Source organism: Kribbella rubisoli, from assembly GCF_004217145.1.
In the GTDB taxonomy this organism is placed as follows: domain Bacteria; phylum Actinomycetota; class Actinomycetes; order Propionibacteriales; family Kribbellaceae; genus Kribbella; species Kribbella rubisoli.
Genome location: NZ_SHKR01000014.1, coordinates 225,498 through 239,918, shown reverse-complemented (window position 1 = coordinate 239,918; position 14,421 = coordinate 225,498). Strand labels below are relative to the sequence as shown.

Annotated in this window: 15 protein-coding genes; 5 read left to right on the top strand and 10 right to left on the bottom strand. The window is 67.0% G+C overall.

Going from position 1 to position 14,421, the window contains the following annotated elements:
* Positions 1-15: 15 nt before the first annotated feature.
* The 4 genes from EV645_RS26765 to EV645_RS26755 are packed head-to-tail and all read right to left on the bottom strand — an operon-like array spanning position 16 to position 2,653.
* Entirely contained in the window at positions 16-738 is a 723-nt protein-coding gene (locus tag EV645_RS26765; RefSeq protein WP_242000677.1) for an SIR2 family NAD-dependent protein deacylase, read from the bottom strand.
* 10 nt (positions 739-748) lie between these two features.
* Positions 749-1,315 carry a GNAT family N-acetyltransferase gene (locus EV645_RS26760; protein ID WP_130446777.1) on the bottom strand — a complete coding sequence of 189 codons (567 nt, stop codon included), beginning with the start codon at positions 1,313-1,315 and terminating at the stop codon, positions 749-751.
* A 13-nt stretch (positions 1,316-1,328) separates the two neighbouring features.
* Positions 1,329-1,541 carry a sulfurtransferase TusA family protein gene (locus EV645_RS42350; RefSeq protein ID WP_198681874.1) on the bottom strand — a complete coding sequence of 71 codons (213 nt, stop codon included), beginning with the start codon at positions 1,539-1,541 and terminating at the stop codon, positions 1,329-1,331.
* Entirely contained in the window at positions 1,538-2,653 is a 1,116-nt protein-coding gene (locus EV645_RS26755) for a cysteine desulfurase family protein (protein ID WP_198681873.1), read from the bottom strand. The genes EV645_RS42350 and EV645_RS26755 overlap by 4 nt, the downstream gene beginning before the upstream one ends.
* 94 nt (positions 2,654-2,747) lie before the next feature.
* Here EV645_RS26755 and ctaC point away from each other — a divergent pair, with 94 nt between their 5' ends.
* From ctaC to EV645_RS26735, 4 genes are all read left to right on the top strand, one after another.
* Positions 2,748-3,635, top strand: coding sequence for an aa3-type cytochrome oxidase subunit II (gene ctaC, locus EV645_RS26750; RefSeq protein WP_130446776.1), 888 nt, complete (start codon positions 2,748-2,750; stop codon positions 3,633-3,635).
* Between the two features lie 26 nt (positions 3,636-3,661).
* The gene (gene ctaD, locus EV645_RS26745; protein ID WP_479684499.1) at positions 3,662-5,404 is read left to right on the top strand and encodes an aa3-type cytochrome oxidase subunit I; all 1,743 of its coding nucleotides are present in this window, start codon (positions 3,662-3,664) and stop codon (positions 5,402-5,404) included.
* Positions 5,401-5,796 carry a cytochrome c oxidase subunit 4 gene (locus EV645_RS26740; RefSeq protein ID WP_130446774.1) on the top strand — a complete coding sequence of 132 codons (396 nt, stop codon included), beginning with the start codon at positions 5,401-5,403 and terminating at the stop codon, positions 5,794-5,796. The genes ctaD and EV645_RS26740 overlap by 4 nt, the downstream gene beginning before the upstream one ends.
* A gap of 424 nt (positions 5,797-6,220) precedes the next feature.
* Entirely contained in the window at positions 6,221-7,258 is a 1,038-nt protein-coding gene (locus EV645_RS26735) for a L,D-transpeptidase (RefSeq protein WP_242000676.1), read from the top strand.
* 72 nt (positions 7,259-7,330) lie between these two features.
* On the opposite strand, the gene EV645_RS26730 is transcribed toward EV645_RS26735, so the two are convergent.
* Together EV645_RS26730 and EV645_RS26725 are read right to left on the bottom strand one after the other, a co-directional pair.
* Positions 7,331-8,680, bottom strand: a complete 1,350-nt coding sequence (locus EV645_RS26730; protein WP_130446772.1) for an HNH endonuclease — start codon at positions 8,678-8,680, stop codon at positions 7,331-7,333.
* Between the two features lie 48 nt (positions 8,681-8,728).
* Positions 8,729-9,568, bottom strand: a complete 840-nt coding sequence (locus tag EV645_RS26725) for an alpha/beta fold hydrolase (protein ID WP_130446771.1) — start codon at positions 9,566-9,568, stop codon at positions 8,729-8,731.
* 41 nt (positions 9,569-9,609) lie between these two features.
* Between EV645_RS26725 and EV645_RS26720 the strand changes: the two genes are divergently transcribed.
* Positions 9,610-10,074: a MarR family winged helix-turn-helix transcriptional regulator gene (locus tag EV645_RS26720; RefSeq protein WP_130446770.1), complete on the top strand. Its 465-nt coding sequence runs from the start codon at positions 9,610-9,612 to the stop codon at positions 10,072-10,074.
* 49 nt (positions 10,075-10,123) lie between these two features.
* On the opposite strand, the gene qcrB is transcribed toward EV645_RS26720, so the two are convergent.
* From qcrB to ctaE, 4 genes are read right to left on the bottom strand one after another with little or no spacing between them, the layout of a single operon-like run.
* Entirely contained in the window at positions 10,124-11,788 is a 1,665-nt protein-coding gene (gene qcrB / locus EV645_RS26715) for a cytochrome bc1 complex cytochrome b subunit (protein ID WP_422386643.1), read from the bottom strand.
* A gap of 5 nt (positions 11,789-11,793) precedes the next feature.
* A complete protein-coding gene (qcrA, locus tag EV645_RS26710; protein WP_130446768.1) occupies positions 11,794-12,849 on the bottom strand; it encodes a cytochrome bc1 complex Rieske iron-sulfur subunit in 1,056 nt (351 codons plus the stop codon).
* Positions 12,842-13,711, bottom strand: a complete 870-nt coding sequence (gene qcrC, locus EV645_RS26705; protein WP_130446767.1) for a cytochrome bc1 complex diheme cytochrome c subunit — start codon at positions 13,709-13,711, stop codon at positions 12,842-12,844. The genes qcrA and qcrC overlap by 8 nt, the downstream gene beginning before the upstream one ends.
* A complete protein-coding gene (gene ctaE, locus EV645_RS26700) occupies positions 13,708-14,421 on the bottom strand; it encodes an aa3-type cytochrome oxidase subunit III (RefSeq protein ID WP_198681872.1) in 714 nt (237 codons plus the stop codon). Before ctaE ends, qcrC begins: the two co-directional genes overlap by 4 nt.

Genomic DNA, 14,421 nt, shown 5'->3' with positions numbered 1-14,421 from the left:
AGGAGAGCTCGAATGTCACGGTAAGGTCACGAGCTCCGGCAGGGTGGTCTCGATCGGGGTCCGCAGCACAGTCGCGGCCTGTTCGTCGTACGGCGTTTGCTGGGCGTTCACGATGATGAGCGGCTTGCCGGCGTTCAGGGCGAGGTCGCAGAGACCTGCGGCCGGGTAGACCTGCAGTGAGGTGCCGACGGCCAGGAACAGGTCGGCGGCCTCGGTGGCGGCGACGGCCCGATCGAGTACGTCACGGTCGAGCGACTGGCCGAACGAAACCGTTGCCGACTTGAGGATGCCGCCGCAGACCTCACAGGCCGGGTCCTCGTCTCCGGACTGGAGCCGGGGGAGTACGTCGGCCATGGGGATACGCCGGCGGCACTGCAGGCAGTCGACGTACCAGACCGTCCCGTGCAGCTCGTGGACGAGTGACGGCGACGATCCGGCCTTCTGGTGCAGCCCGTCGACGTTCTGCGTGACCAGGCCGGTCAGACGACCCTGCCGCTCGAGCTCGACCAGTGCGAGATGCCCGGGGTTCGGCTCGGCTGTCCACGCCGGCACAGCGAGACGGTGCTTCCAGGTGGCCACGCGGACGTCGCGGCTGCCGACGTACTCGTCGATGTCGAACATCGCCTCCGCAGCCGGGTCCTTCGTCCACACACCCTGCGGCCCCCGGAAGTCGGGGATCCCGGAAGCGGTCGAGATCCCGGCCCCGGTCAGCACGGCAATGCGTTCGGCGTCGATCACGCTCTCGAACCTATGTGGCGCGAGGGCTGTGAGGGGGGATCCATTCGGAGGCGAGGATCGACATGACGATCTCGTCGATCCATTCGCCCTCCCAGAGAAGCGCATCCCGCAGTAGGCCCTCGACCTTGAAGCCGGCCTTCTCGTAGGCGCGCTGGGCCCGTGGGTTGAATGCGTAGACGCCGAGGCTGATCCGGTGCAGGCCGATCTGGCCGATGCCGTACCCGACGATCAGCCGGGTCGCCTCGGTGCCGAGGCCGCGGCCCTGGCCGGCCGGGCCGATCAGGATCCGGAAGTTGCAGCACTTGTTGTCCGGGTCCCAGTCGTTCAGCACGGCCTCGCCGACGACCTGTCCGGAAGCGCGGTCGACGATCGCCAGGTCGAGCCGGTCGGTCTGGTCCTTCCGGGTGCGCATCCACTCCCGGGCGCGCTCCTCGCTGATCTCCTCATGGCTCCCGGTCAGCCGGGCCACGTCCGGGTCGTCCATCGCGGCAGCGAGCGCTTCGTAGTCACCCTCGTCCAGCGGTCTCAGTACGACGAGATCGCCGGTCAGCGTCGGTTTGTGCGCGAAGTCGGTCACCCCTCCGAGTCTGTCAGCTGACGCGCCGTACGACGTAGCGTTTTTCGGCTGATTCCACGAGCTCCTGGGATCGCATCCTGCACCAGGCCGGGATGTCGACGGCCGCGGCCGGGTCATCGGCCAGAACAGTGACTGTTTCGCCGACGGCAACACTCGGTAGCGCCTTGGCCAGTTTGATCACCGGGAGTGGGCAGAGCAGGCCGCGGCAATCCAGCTCGACGCTCACATCCCCACCTCCGCCCGGATCCGCTGGACGATGCCCGGCAGCACCTGGCAGAACCTGTCGACATCCTCGTACCTGGTCTCACGGCTCAAGGACACCCGCACGTTCCCATGGGTCAGCACGCCCATCGCGGCGAGGACATGTGACGGCTTGAGGGTGCTCGACGTACAGGCGGATCCACTGGAGACCGCGAAGCCTTCCGCGTCCAGTGCGGTCACCAGTGCCTCGCCGTCGACGTACAGGCAGGAGAACGTGAGGATGTGGGGCAGCCGGTCGTCCGGGTCGCCCACCACTTCCACATCCGGTACGTCGGCCTGCACGCGTCGCCGTACCTCGTCGATCCAGGCCCGGTGCTGCTTGTTGAGTTCCTCGGCCTCACTCAGCCGGGCCTGCAGCGCTGCCGCCGCAGCTAACGCATGAGGTACGTCGGGGAACCCGGGGGAGAGCCCGTCCTCGCGCTCGTCCATCGGCCAGGCCGGAGCGATCCGCGTCCCCTTCCGCACTGCCAGCAATCCGACACCGGCCGGTCCGCCCCACTTGTGCGCACTGGCCGCCAGCACCGACCACCCCTCCGGCACAGCGTCATGCCCCACGGACGCCGACGCATCAACAAACAGCGGTACGTCGCCACACTCCTCGGCGATCGCAGTGATCGGTTGCCTGGTGCCCACTTCGTGATTCGCCGACTGAACCGCAGCTACAGCGACACCCGGCTGCTGTACGGCGCGCGCGAAGGCTTCCTGATCTACCCGGCCCCGAATGTCCACCCCGACTTCAACACCCTCGTCGCCGGCACTGTGGAGAACGGCCGAGTGCTCGACGGCCGTGTGGACGACCGCGGGTCCGATGCGCCGCCGGGCAGCGCGGATCGCGGACAGGCCGGCCTGGATGGCCGTCGTACCGGAAGTCGTCAGGTAGAGCTCGTCCGGGCGTACTCCGATCGCATCCGCGAGCACCGCGCGGGCGTTGTCCAGCAGCAGCCGGGCGGTCCGTCCTTCGTGGTGCAGACGCACCGGATCGGCCCATCCGGAATCCACTGCCGACAGCAACATTTCCCGTGCTGCCGGGTGCATCGGCTCCGCCGATGCCGCGTCCAGATACCCACGCTCGCTCACACGGGAAACGCTAAGCCCTACCTATGCGCAAGGACGCGAAAGGTGTCCAGTAGTGTTTGGTCGTCAGTCTCACTTGGGAAGGGAAAGGCGCCCCGTGGGTTCGAACGGCACGCCCGGAGTGGAGGAGCGACCGGCAGGTTCTGCCGGCGCCACACGACCGGCGAAGCGTCGCCTGCTGGTCGGCAGTGCAGTGGTGCTAGGCACCCTCATGCTGACCGGTTGCTCGACGGCGACCACTGAGCAGTGGAAACGACTCGGTCTCCCCGAGGGCGCATCCGACCGGACCGAAGCGGTCCGAAGCCTCTGGATCGGCGCGTGGATCGCCGCGCTGATCGTCGGCGTGATGGTCTGGGGCCTGATCCTCTGGGTCTCGGTCCGGTACCGCAAGCGCAACGACGAGGCACCCCGGCAGGTGCGGTACAACCTGCCGCTAGAGGTGCTCTACACGTTGGCGCCGTTCGCGATCATCGGCGTGCTCTTCTTCTACACGGTGGAGCACGGCAACAAGATCACCGCGATGTCGAACAGCCCGCAGCACACCGTGAACGTGGTGGGCCAGCAGTGGCAGTGGACCTTCAACTACAAGGACACTGTCGACGGGCAGCAGGGTGTCTGGGAGACCGGCACGATGGACAAGCCGGCCACCCTGTGGCTGCCGGTGAACGAGTCGGTCCACTTCGACCTGACCTCGCCGGACGTGATCCACTCGTTCTGGGTGCCGTCGTTCTACTTCAAGCTCGACGTGATCCCGGGCCGGACGAACAAGTTCGAGCTGACCCCGACCAAGATCGGCACCTTCGAGGGCAAGTGCGCGGAGCTCTGCGGGCTCTACCACAGCCGGATGGTCTTCAGCGTCAAGATCGTCAGTCGCGACGACTACGACACGCACCTCCGTGAGTTGGCCGCCAAGGGCCAGACCGGCGCTGCCACCGGAGGCTCCGACGCCACCACCATTCCCGGCACAGGAGAGGGCGAGAAGTGACCGACTTCGCCGAGCGCACCGGCGCCATCGGTACCAGCACCACCTACCCGCTGCGACGCACCAAGGGTCAGATCCTGGTCAAGTGGATCACCACGACCGACCACAAGCTGATCGGGCACATGTACCTGATCACCTCGTTCGCGTTCTTCCTGATCGGCGGCGTGATGGCGCTGATCATCCGCGCCGAGCTGGCCAAGCCGGGCCTGCAGATCGTCAACGAAGAGGTCTACAACCAGCTCTTCACGATGCACGGCACGATCATGCTGCTGCTGTTCGCGACCCCGCTGTTCGTCGGCTTCGCGAACGAGATCATGCCGATCCAGATCGGCGCACCTGACGTCGCGTTCCCACGGTTGAACATGTTCAGCTACTGGCTGTTCCTGTTCGGCGGTCTGATCACGGTCAGCGGCTTCTTCACCCCGGGCGGCGCGGCCGACTTCGGCTGGTTCGCCTACGCCCCGCTGTCCAACGCGGTCCGCTCGCCCGGTGTCGGCGGCGACCTGTGGATCATGGGTCTGTGGATGGCCGGTCTGGGCACGATCCTCGGTGCGGTCAACTTCGTGACGACGATCATCACGATGCGCGCACCGGGTATGACGATGTTCCGGATGCCGATCTTCACCTGGAACATCCTGGTCACCTCGATCCTCGTCCTGATCGCGTTCCCGATCCTGGCCGGCGCGCTGCTCGTGCTCGAGGCGGACAGATCCTTGGGTGCCCATGTGTTCGACGCCGCGAACGGGGGGCCACTGCTGTGGCAACACCTGTTCTGGTTCTTCGGACATCCAGAGGTCTACATCATTGCTTTGCCATTCTTCGGCATCATCACCGAGATCCTCCCGGTCTTCAGCCGCAAGCCGGTCTTCGGCTACATCGGCCTGGTCAGCGCGACCCTGGGTATCGCGGTCCTCTCGGTGGCGGTCTGGGCGCACCACATGTTCGTGACCGGCGCGGTGAACCTGCCGTTCTTCTCGTTCATGACGTTCCTGATCGCGGTGCCCACCGGAGTGAAGTTCTTCAACTGGATCGGCACGATCTGGGGCGGGTCGGTGTCGTTCGACACCCCGATGCTCTGGGCGGTCGGCTTCCTGACGACCTTCCTCTTCGGCGGCCTGACCGGCATCATCCTGGCCTCGCCGGCCCTGGACTACCAGCTGTCCGACTCGTACTTCGTGGTCGCGCACTTCCACTACGTCGTCTTCGGCACCGTGGTGTTCGCGATGTTCGCCGGGTTCTATTTCTGGTGGCCGAAGTTCACCGGCCGGATGCTGAACGAGCGTCTCGGCAAGTTGCACTTCTGGCTGCTGTTCATCGGCTTCCACACGACGTTCCTGGTGCAGCACTGGCTGGGCGTCGAGGGCATGCCGCGTCGGTACGCGGACTACAAGGCCTCCGAGGGCTTCACCACGCTGAACGAGGTCTCCAGCGTCGGCGCCTTCATCCTGGGCATGTCGATGCTTCCGTTCTTCTACAACGTGTACAAGTCGCGGAAGTCGCCGAAGGTCGGCGTCGACGACCCGTGGGGCTGGGGCCGTTCGCTGGAGTGGGCGACCAGTTCGCCCCCGCCGCGGCACAACTTCGAGAAGCTGCCCCGGATCCGTTCGGAGTCCCCGGCGTTCGACCTGCACCACGCGGAGCTGGCTCTGGCGGAGTACCCGGACAACCGGGCCGGAGCCGACAACCTGCTCGACGCGGGTGAGGATCAGGGGCGCGTGGAGCATCTCGAGGAGATCGCCGATAGCGAGACCGAGGGGAAGGACAAGGCGTGAAGGTCGAAGCCTGGGTCTTCGGGATCCTGAGCGTTTTCGTCGTGGTCGTCACGCCGATCTACTGGCTGATGTCCAACGACCCCACCGGCACCACCGCGCTGGTGATGACGTTCTTCCTGTCGCTGCTGGTGGCGTTCTACCTGAGCGTCACCGCGCGCCGGATGGACGCCCGGCCGGAGGACCGCAAGGAAGCGGAGATCGCGGAAGGAGCCGGTGAGCTCGGCTTCTTCCCGCCGTACTCCTGGTGGCCGCTGTGGTGCGCGCTGACGCTGGCGGTCGTTGTGCTCGGCATCGTCTTCGGCTGGTGGCTGTTCATCGCCGGCGTCGGGATCGGCATCGTGACGCTGAGCGGGTTCATCTTCGAGTACTACCGCGGCGACCACGCTCACTGAGTGTGCTGACGCTGCTCACTAGTTGAGCTTCGTACGAAAAACGCCGTCCGGGAACGAACCGGGCGGCGTCTTCGTGCGTCTTTAGGAATGCCACCGGTACGGACCGTTGTGGTCCGTACCAGTTCGGTGGCGGTGCGGTGCGAAGAAATGTCGCTGCGGCAGGTTACCCTTACCGCGGTTTGACTAAACAGGGGAGAGCTGGGGAATGGTGAGCGGTTCGGTGAGGAAGCACGGGCTTGCCGTGGCGGGGATCTGCGTGCTGCTGCTGGCCGGCACGGCCTGCAGTGACACGAAGGCCGACGGAGGTAACGGCAGCGGCGGTCAGTCGACGCCCTCCACGTCGCAGAGCAACTCGCCCGGTGCATCGACCAGCCCGGGTGCCTCGACCAGTCCGTCGGAGACGGCCGCGGCCAGCATCGCCGTCGTGCCCGCCACGGGCGCCTCCTCGGTGCAGCCGGACAAGCCGGTGACCGTGACCACGACGGCCGGCAAGTTGGCCGAGGTCACGCTGAAGGACGACGACGGTGACAAGGTCGCCGGCAGCTTCAACACGGACAAGACCCAGTGGACCTCGACGGACCACCTCAAGCCGGGCGCGTCGTACACCGTGAGCGGCTCTGCGGAGGGCAGCGACGGCGGCACCGTGCCGATCAGCTCGACGTTCAAGACGCTGAAGGCGACCAAGAGCCTGAAGGCCTCGGTGGTCCCGCTGAACGGCGAGACCGTCGGCGTGGCGCTGCCGATCCAGATCTACTGGAACAACCCGGTCAAGGACCGCGCCGCGGTCGAGAAGCGGCTCAAGGTCACCACCTCGGTCCCGGTCACCGGTACCTGGCACTGGGTGAACAGCAAGCAGGTGAACTACCGGCCGATGAACTACTGGCCGGCCGGCACCAAGGTGTCGGTGAACATCGACACCCAGGGCGTCAACGCCGGCAACAACACCTGGGGCACCTCCAGCCGCAAGATCGCCTTCAGCATCGGCAAGTCGGTCGTCAGCAATGTCAACGTCAAGAAGCACTCGATGACCGTGACGATCAACGGCAAGCTGGCCCGCACCATCCCGATCACCGCCGGCAAGGACGGGTTCACCACCCGCAGCGGCGTGAAGGTGATCATGGAGAAGTTCACCACCAAGCGGATGGACGCGGCGACGATCGGCATCAAGCCGGGCGACCCGAACTACTACAACATCAGCGACGTGAAGTGGGCCCAGCGCGTCACCAGCTCCGGCGAGTTCATCCACGGCGCCCCGTGGTCGGCCGGCAGCCAGGGCAGCGCCAACGTCAGCCACGGCTGCGTCGGCATGAGCCTCGCGGACGCCCAGTGGTTCTTCAACCAGACCCTCCGCGGCGACCCCGTCACCGTCACCGGCACCTCCCGCCACATGGAGCCCGGCAACGGCTGGACCGACTGGAACACCACCTGGGCCGCCTACAAGAAGGGCTCCGCCCTCTCCTGACGCTCCGTAGAAGCGCACCAACAGCCTCCTCCCAGATGCCTGTGGGAGGAGGCTGTTGCGTTCTCAGCGTGCCTACGGACCGGCCGACGCGAACGCCGACGCGTCGCGGAGGGCCGCCGCGTCAGCTTTCCACCGGGATCGGTGTGCTCCAGCGGGTGGGGGATCGGCCCAGGTGGGGCGGGTTACGTGGACGGTGTCGTTGGTGATGGAGATGGTCCAGGTGCCGTGGTGTAGGTCGACGTGGTGGCGGCGGCAGAGGAGGGCGAGATTTGAGATCTTGGTTTCGCCGCCGTCGATCCAGGAGAGCATGTGGTGGGCGTCGCACATGATCGGCGGTGCGCCGCAGATCACGCAGCCGTTGTCGCGGGCGTTGAGGGCGCGGCGCATTGCGCGGGTGACGAGGCGCTCGGAGCGGCCTACGTCCAGCGGCTCCGAGTTCGAGCCGAGCACCAGCGGGATGATCTGCGCGTCGCAGGCGAGGCGGCGTACGGTCGCGGACGACAGCCCGTCGCCGTACACGAGCTGGCCGCTCGCATCGGCAGTGGCTGCTTTCAGGTCTTCGAAGTCGATGGTGACTGTCACCTGCGCCTTGGGCGCCGACTGCCCGGCCTCGACCGCTGCGGCGGCGTTGCCGAGGGCGGCGGTCAGGGCGTCGGCCTGGCGCTTGTCGCGGGAGCGCAGGTCGGGCTCGCCGTCGACGGTCTTGTGGGGGCGGGCGCCGGCGTGGATCAGGGCACGGAGCAGTTCGGCGTTCTCGTTGGCGAGGTAGCCGCGGAACTTCACTCCGCGATCCGCGGGCATCAAGGTGAGCGACTCGCGGTCGTACGCCTTGAGCTCCTCCGGCTCGGGACCGTCGGTGTCGAGGATGTCCCGCATCCGGTTGCCGGCCTGACGCAGCTCACCCGGTGACAGGTGTGCGGCGAGCTTCACCAGCTGCCGCTCGGCCGCATCGCGCTCGTCGATCGGCACGTGAGCCGGAACACGCTCCAGCGCGGTCACGATCGCGTCTGCCTGCGCGGGCCTCAGCAGCCATGCATCAGCCTCCGCGCCGTCAGCCTCCGCGCCGTCAGCGTTCGCGCCGTCATCGTCCGGGTCGTCGGCCTCCTCGTCAGTCCGGTCGAGGGCAGCGGGTGACGCGCCGGTCCGGTCGAGGGCAGCGGAAACCGCCGGGTACTTCGACAGCGCCTGTGCGAGTCGGAGCGTACGGCGGGCCGTCGGCGCGTCCAGGCGGTAGCGGAAGCGCAGCAGCTCCGCGGTGTCCCGAGCGCCGAGCTCGGCCGCGTACCCGGTGCTCTCGATGCCGGCGACCACACTCAATCGGTAGGACTCCATGCGGGCGATCTCGGCGTCCAGCGCGTCGAGAGTCGACAGCAGTTCGCCGCCGCCCATCGACCACACCGGCCGCTCGCCCAGGAGTTCCATACCTCGACCCTAGGCGGCTCCGCCGACGATCTACGAACCAGAATCCCCTTATTCTGTGGGCAATTCGTGGGCCCACGCAGTCAACAGCCCGGCAACCACCTCCTCCGCATGGAGGGACGGCAGCGAGTGGTGAGTCGCGGTCTCGAGTTGTACGACGGCCGCCGCCGGGCTGAGCGTGGTGACGCGTCGGGTCAGCCGGGCCGGGTCCTGGCTCTTGCTGCGGCCGGCGACGAAGACCAGGGGAGCGATGGCCCGCAGTCGGTCGTCCGTGGGGCGTTTGGTGCGAACGAAGGGCGTTGAGGGTTGCTCGGCGGCCAGGCCGGCCAGCTCCAGGACCTGCGGGTCGACAGGTAGGCCTTGGGTCTCCCAGCGGAGGAACGAGATGCTGCGGGCCTGGGACGGCCGGAGGAGGCCCGGGAGCGCTCGGAGGATGTAGGGGAGGCGCAGACCGAGATAGCAGTCCGTCGGGTCGAGCAGCGCGAGCCGATCCACGCGCTCAGGGTGGGCGATCGCGTAGGTCAGCGCGATCCACGCGCCGTACGAGTGACCGCAGAAGGCCGCCCGGTCGATGCCGAGGCCAGCGAGGGCGCCCGACAGCCAGATGTGCAGGTCGTCCGGCGTCTTCGGTGTACGCCCGGTGTTGGTACTGCGGCCGGCGTCGACGATCAGGTCGATCGCATACACCCGGTACTGCTCGGCGAGCTGCGGCGCGACGGTGAACCAGACAGATGAGGTCGCGCCATGTCCGGGAAGCAGTACGACGGGCGGGCCGTCCGCGGGACCGCAGGCGTTGACGTGCGTCGTACCGAACTCGTCGGTCAGCTCGATTTGCTCGACCGGTACGTCCCAGCGGGTGAGGAGAGCGTCGTACGCGTCCTGGAAGGTCATGTCGCCGAGAATAGCTCACTGAGTGAGGTAACCTGGCGGGCATGCGTGAAGGAGTGACGCCGGCCGACCCCGAGCGGGCGGCCGCCCTGGAGTTGGTGCACCGGCTGCGGGACATCGTGCTCAGGTGGGAGCTCGCGATCGGGGAGTTCGCCAGGACGACGGGGTTGCACACCACCGACGTACGCGCGCTGGTGAGCCTCCTGGACGCCGAACGGGCCGAGGCGGAGGCCACGCCCAGTTGGCTGGCTCAGCAGCTCGGAATGACCTCTCAGGCGACGACAGCCGTCATCCACCGCCTGGAGGCTGCCGGGCACCTCGAACGGCTCAGGAGCCGCACAGACGGCCGCAGCGCCCGCCTCCAGGTCTCCGACAGCGCCGTCGACCTCGGCTGGCAGTTCTTCGGCCCGCTCCTCGACCGCATGATCGCCAGCACCCAGATCCTCGACCCCGACCAGCAGAAGCTCGTGAAGAGCTACCTGACCGCAGTCTCCGACGCCCTGGGATAAACGCAAAGGGCCCCGGCGAGTGCCAGGGCCCTGTGCGTTCGGTACTTCGTCAGCTGCGGTCGCTGGTGACCTCGCGGTAGGTCTCCGTGTCTTCCGTCAGCTCGTGGATCTCGTCGGCGTCGTGCGCGTGCTCGTGCGCCTCTTCGAGCTCCTGTGCGGTCGGCTTCTGCACCGCGTCGGCGAAGTAGAACCGGGACAGTGCGGCCCGGGCCTTGTTGAGGGCCCGGCGCGGCGCCCGTACGCCGTTGTCGTCGGTCTCCGGACCGATCTCGTGCGGTACGACGCGGTCCCGTGCGGTCAGCGAATACGCCTCGTACGTCGAGATCGGCTGGTGCTTCTCGGTGTACTTGCCCTCGGGCGAGCGCACGATGACTCCGGTCTCGAGGCCGTGGGTGAGTCGGGCGTAGTCGGCCCGCTGCAGCGAGATCGCCCAGCGGCGCGCCACCCAGAAGGCCAGGATCGGCCCCAGGATCACCGCGAATCGCAGGAACCAGGTCACGTGGTTGAGCGAGACCCCGAAGTGGGTCGCGATCAGGTCGTTACCGCCACCGATCCACAGCAGGGCGTAGAAGGTGATGAACCCGACGCCGACGCCGGTGCGGGTCGGGACGTCCCGCGGACGGTCCAGCAGGTGGTGCTCGCGCTTGTCACCGCTGATCCAGCCCTCGATGAACGGATACAGCGCGACCAGCGTGACGAACGCGGGCGGGATGATCAACGCCGGGATGAGCAGGTTCCAACCCAGCGTGATGCCCCAGAAGTGCGACTCGAAGCCGGGGAATATTCGCACCGCGCCTTCCAGCCAGCCCATGTACCAGTCGGGCTGTGAACCGGCCGTCACCTCGGCCGGGTTGTACGGCCCGTACAGCCAGACCGGGTTGATCTGCATCAGCGCACCCATCAGGGCGGTGATGCCGAAGACCACGAAGAAGAAGCCGCCGGCCTTGGCCGTGTACACCGGGAACAGCGGGTAGCCGACCACGTTCTTCTGCGTCCGGCCGGGTCCGGCGTACTGCGTGTGCTTGTGGTACACGACCAGGAACAGGTGGGCCGTGACGAGGCCCAGGATGATGCCCGGTATCAGCAGCACGTGGACGATGAAGAATCTCGAGACGAACTCGTCGCCCGGGAACTCACCGCCGAAGATGAAGAAGTTCATGTACGTGCCGACGATCGGTGACGCCTGGATCATGCCGTTGGTGATCCGCAGACCGGTGCCGGACAGCAGGTCGTCGGGCAGGCCGTAGCCGATGAAGCCCTCGATGATGCCGAGGAACAGCATCCCGAAGCCGATCAGCCAGTTCAGCTCACGCGGCTTGCGGAACGCGCCGGTGAAGAACATCCGGAGCAGGTGCACCATCATCGCGGCGATGAACAGCACGGCCGCCCAGTGGTGGATCTGCCGGACCAGCAGACCGCCGCGGACGTCGAAGGTGATGTCCAGCGTGGAGGCGTAGGCCTCCGACATGTGCAGACCCTTGAGCAGGCTGTACGAGCCGTTGTACTGGACCTCGGCCATCGACGGCTTGAACCAGAAGGTCAGGAACGTGCCGGTCAGGATCAGGATGATGAAGCTGTAGAGCGCGATCTCGCCCAGCATGAACGACCAGTGGTCCGGGAAGACCTTGCGCAGGTTCTTCTTCCCGATCTTCGCGATGCCGAGGCGATCGTCGACCCACTTGACCGGCGGTGGGAATTCTTGTGTGTTCGACACTGGTGTCACCCTCGTTCCCAGAAGCTAGGGCCGACCGGCTCGGTGAAGCCGCTCTGCGCGACCAGATAACCCTCGCTGTCCAATGCCAACGGTAGCTGAGGCAGCGGCCGGGCCGCAGGACCGAAGACGACCTTGGCGCTGTCGGACAGGTCGAAGGTCGACTGGTGACAGGGGCAGAGCACGTGGTGGGTGGTCTGCTCGTACAGCGAGATCGGGCAGCCGACGTGGGTGCAGATCTTCGAGTAGCACAGGATGCCGTCGATGCCCCAGTTCTCCCGGCCGGGCTTGGTGCGGATCTCGCTCGGCTTGATCCGGACCACGATCACCGCGGCCTTGGCCTTGGCGTTCTGGTACTCGGTCGGGTTCTCCTCCTGCAGCGGGGCCAGGTTGGCCGGCGCCGCGTTGACCAGCTGGCCGACGATCAGGTCGGACGGCTTGATCGGGCGGTCGGTGACGTCGTTGACGACCCGGATGCCCTTGGCCCAGATCGTGTTGTAGAGCGACCGGCCCGGCAGCGGTCCGAGGTCGCGCAGGAAGATGATGGCCGGCAGCCCGAGCACGCCCAGCGCGCCGATCAGCGAGTTGCGGATCATCTTGCGCCGGCCGAAGCCCGACTCGGCGGTGCCCTGCTTGAACGCCTCGGTGATCTCGGCGATCTGCTCCGGCGAGGAGTGCGCGGCGTGCCGGTCCTCGGAGATCTCCTCGTCGACCATCAGCTTCTTGGCCCACTGGATCGCACCGGCGCCGATCAGGAACAGCGCGAGCCCGATGCACAGGCCCATGACCATGTTGTTCGCGTTGCCGGACAGCGGCCCGAACTGAAGGATCGAGTCCCGCCCGATCGCGAAGTACGCGACACAGGCCCCGAGCACCAGCAGCGTGGCCAGGCCGAACATCGCGGAGACCTGCCGCTCGACGCGGTCGGCGGCCTTCGGGTCGATGTCGGTGATCCGCGGTTCGTGCGGCTCCAGACCGGGGTCCGGAATCGGCTCGGCCACCTCGACCGCGCCGTGGTGCTCGCCGTCGTCCTTCACCACCGGAAGGTTCTTGTCGTCACTCATGAGCCTTCGCTCCCTTGGCCTTGACGCCCTTGGCGCCGATCCAGACCGCTACGCACACCAGCAGACCGATGCCGACGAGCCAGCCCCACAGACCCTCGGAGACCGGGCCGAGCCGGCCGAGGCCGAAGCCGCCCGGGTCCTTCTGGTTCTGCAGTGCCTTCAGGTAGGCGATGATGTCCGCCTTGTCCTGCGGCTGCATGACCTGGTCGGAGAAGACCGGCATCTGCTGCGGGCCGGTCAGCATGGCCTCGTAGATGTGCTTCTCACTGACGCCCATCAACGACGGCGCGTACTTGCCGTTCGGCAGCGCGCCGCCGCGACCGGCGAAGTTGTGGCAGGCCGTGCAGTTGGTGCGGAACAGCTCGCCGCCACGGGTGATCTGCTCGTCGGTGGCCTTGCTCACGTCGTACGAGTCCTGCGCGGGGACCGCCGGGCCGGGGGCCAGCGAGGCGATGTACGCGGCCAGGGCCTCGATCTCCTCCTGCGTGTACGCCGGGGTCTTGCGCGGGATCTGTGCACCCGGCTGCATCGCGGGCATCCGGCCGGTGCCGACCTGGAAGTCGACCGCGGCGGCGCCGACGCCGATCAGCGACGGGCCGGCCATCTTGCCCGCGCCGTTCCCGCCGCCCTCGGCGTTCAGGCCGTGGCAGCTGGAGCAGCCGACCGAGAAGAGCTTCTTGCCCTCTTCGATCTGCTGGGACTGGGCCGAGTTGTCCGCCACCGCGTCGTCAGGGGCGAAAGCGGCGTACGCCGAACCCACTGCCAGGAGGCCGAACAGGAGCACGACGAGGCCGGCGGACCGGTGCCGTCGTCGCGCGGAGAGAAAGCGCGCCGGTGACAAGGAAGATCTCTTCTCACTCATTTGAGCAGGTAGATGGTCGCGAACAGGGCGATCCAGACCACGTCGACGAAGTGCCAGTAGTACGACACGACAATCGCCGAGACGGCCTGTTCGTGGGTGAACTTTCGAGCCATGTACGTCCTGGCCAGGACGAACACGAAGGCGATGAGGCCGCCGGTCACGTGCAGCGCGTGGAAACCGGTGGCCAGGTAGAAGACCGAGCCGTAGGCGGTGGACGAGATCGTCAGACCCTCGTGCACCAGCCCGGTGTACTCCGTCACCTGACCGGCGACGAACACGGCGCCCATGATGTACGTGAGGATGAACCACTCACGCATGCCCCAGTTGCGCGGGTTCGTCACAGAGCCGATCCGGCCCACCTTGCCGTGCTCGGCGGCGAACACGCCTGCCTGGCAGGTGAAGGACGACGCGACCAGGATGAACGTGTTCACCGAGGCGAACGGGACGTCCAGGAGGTGCGTCGACACCTGCCACAGCGTCTCCGTCCCCGGAGCCGCGGCGGCGGTCGTTACCGACCGGATCGTGAAGTACGCCGCGAACAGTGCGGCGAAGAACATCAGTTCGCTCGAGAGCCAGACGATCGTGCCGACACTGACCATGCTGGGACGGTCGTGGTGTCCGTGTTCACGAGACGCTGGGAGCGCGGTTGCAGTGGCCACGCCGTCATTATGTCGGTCCTCGCGTTCAGCGCTACGACCACCCCCGTGCAT

What these genes read in the sequence shown, in the direction of transcription:
- qcrC (WP_130446767.1), bottom strand. Translation starts at nt 13,711, where the DNA reads ATGAGTGAGAAGAGATCTTCCTTGTCACCGGCGCGCTTTCTCTCCGCG.
- EV645_RS26720 (WP_130446770.1), top strand. Translation starts at nt 9,610, where the DNA reads ATGCGTGAAGGAGTGACGCCGGCCGACCCCGAGCGGGCGGCCGCCCTG.
- EV645_RS26730 (WP_130446772.1), bottom strand. Translation starts at nt 8,680, where the DNA reads ATGGAACTCCTGGGCGAGCGGCCGGTGTGGTCGATGGGCGGCGGCGAA.
- ctaE (WP_198681872.1), bottom strand. Translation starts at nt 14,421, where the DNA reads ATGCACGGGGGTGGTCGTAGCGCTGAACGCGAGGACCGACATAATGAC.
- EV645_RS26725 (WP_130446771.1), bottom strand. Translation starts at nt 9,568, where the DNA reads ATGACCTTCCAGGACGCGTACGACGCTCTCCTCACCCGCTGGGACGTA.
- qcrA (WP_130446768.1), bottom strand. Translation starts at nt 12,849, where the DNA reads ATGAGTGACGACAAGAACCTTCCGGTGGTGAAGGACGACGGCGAGCAC.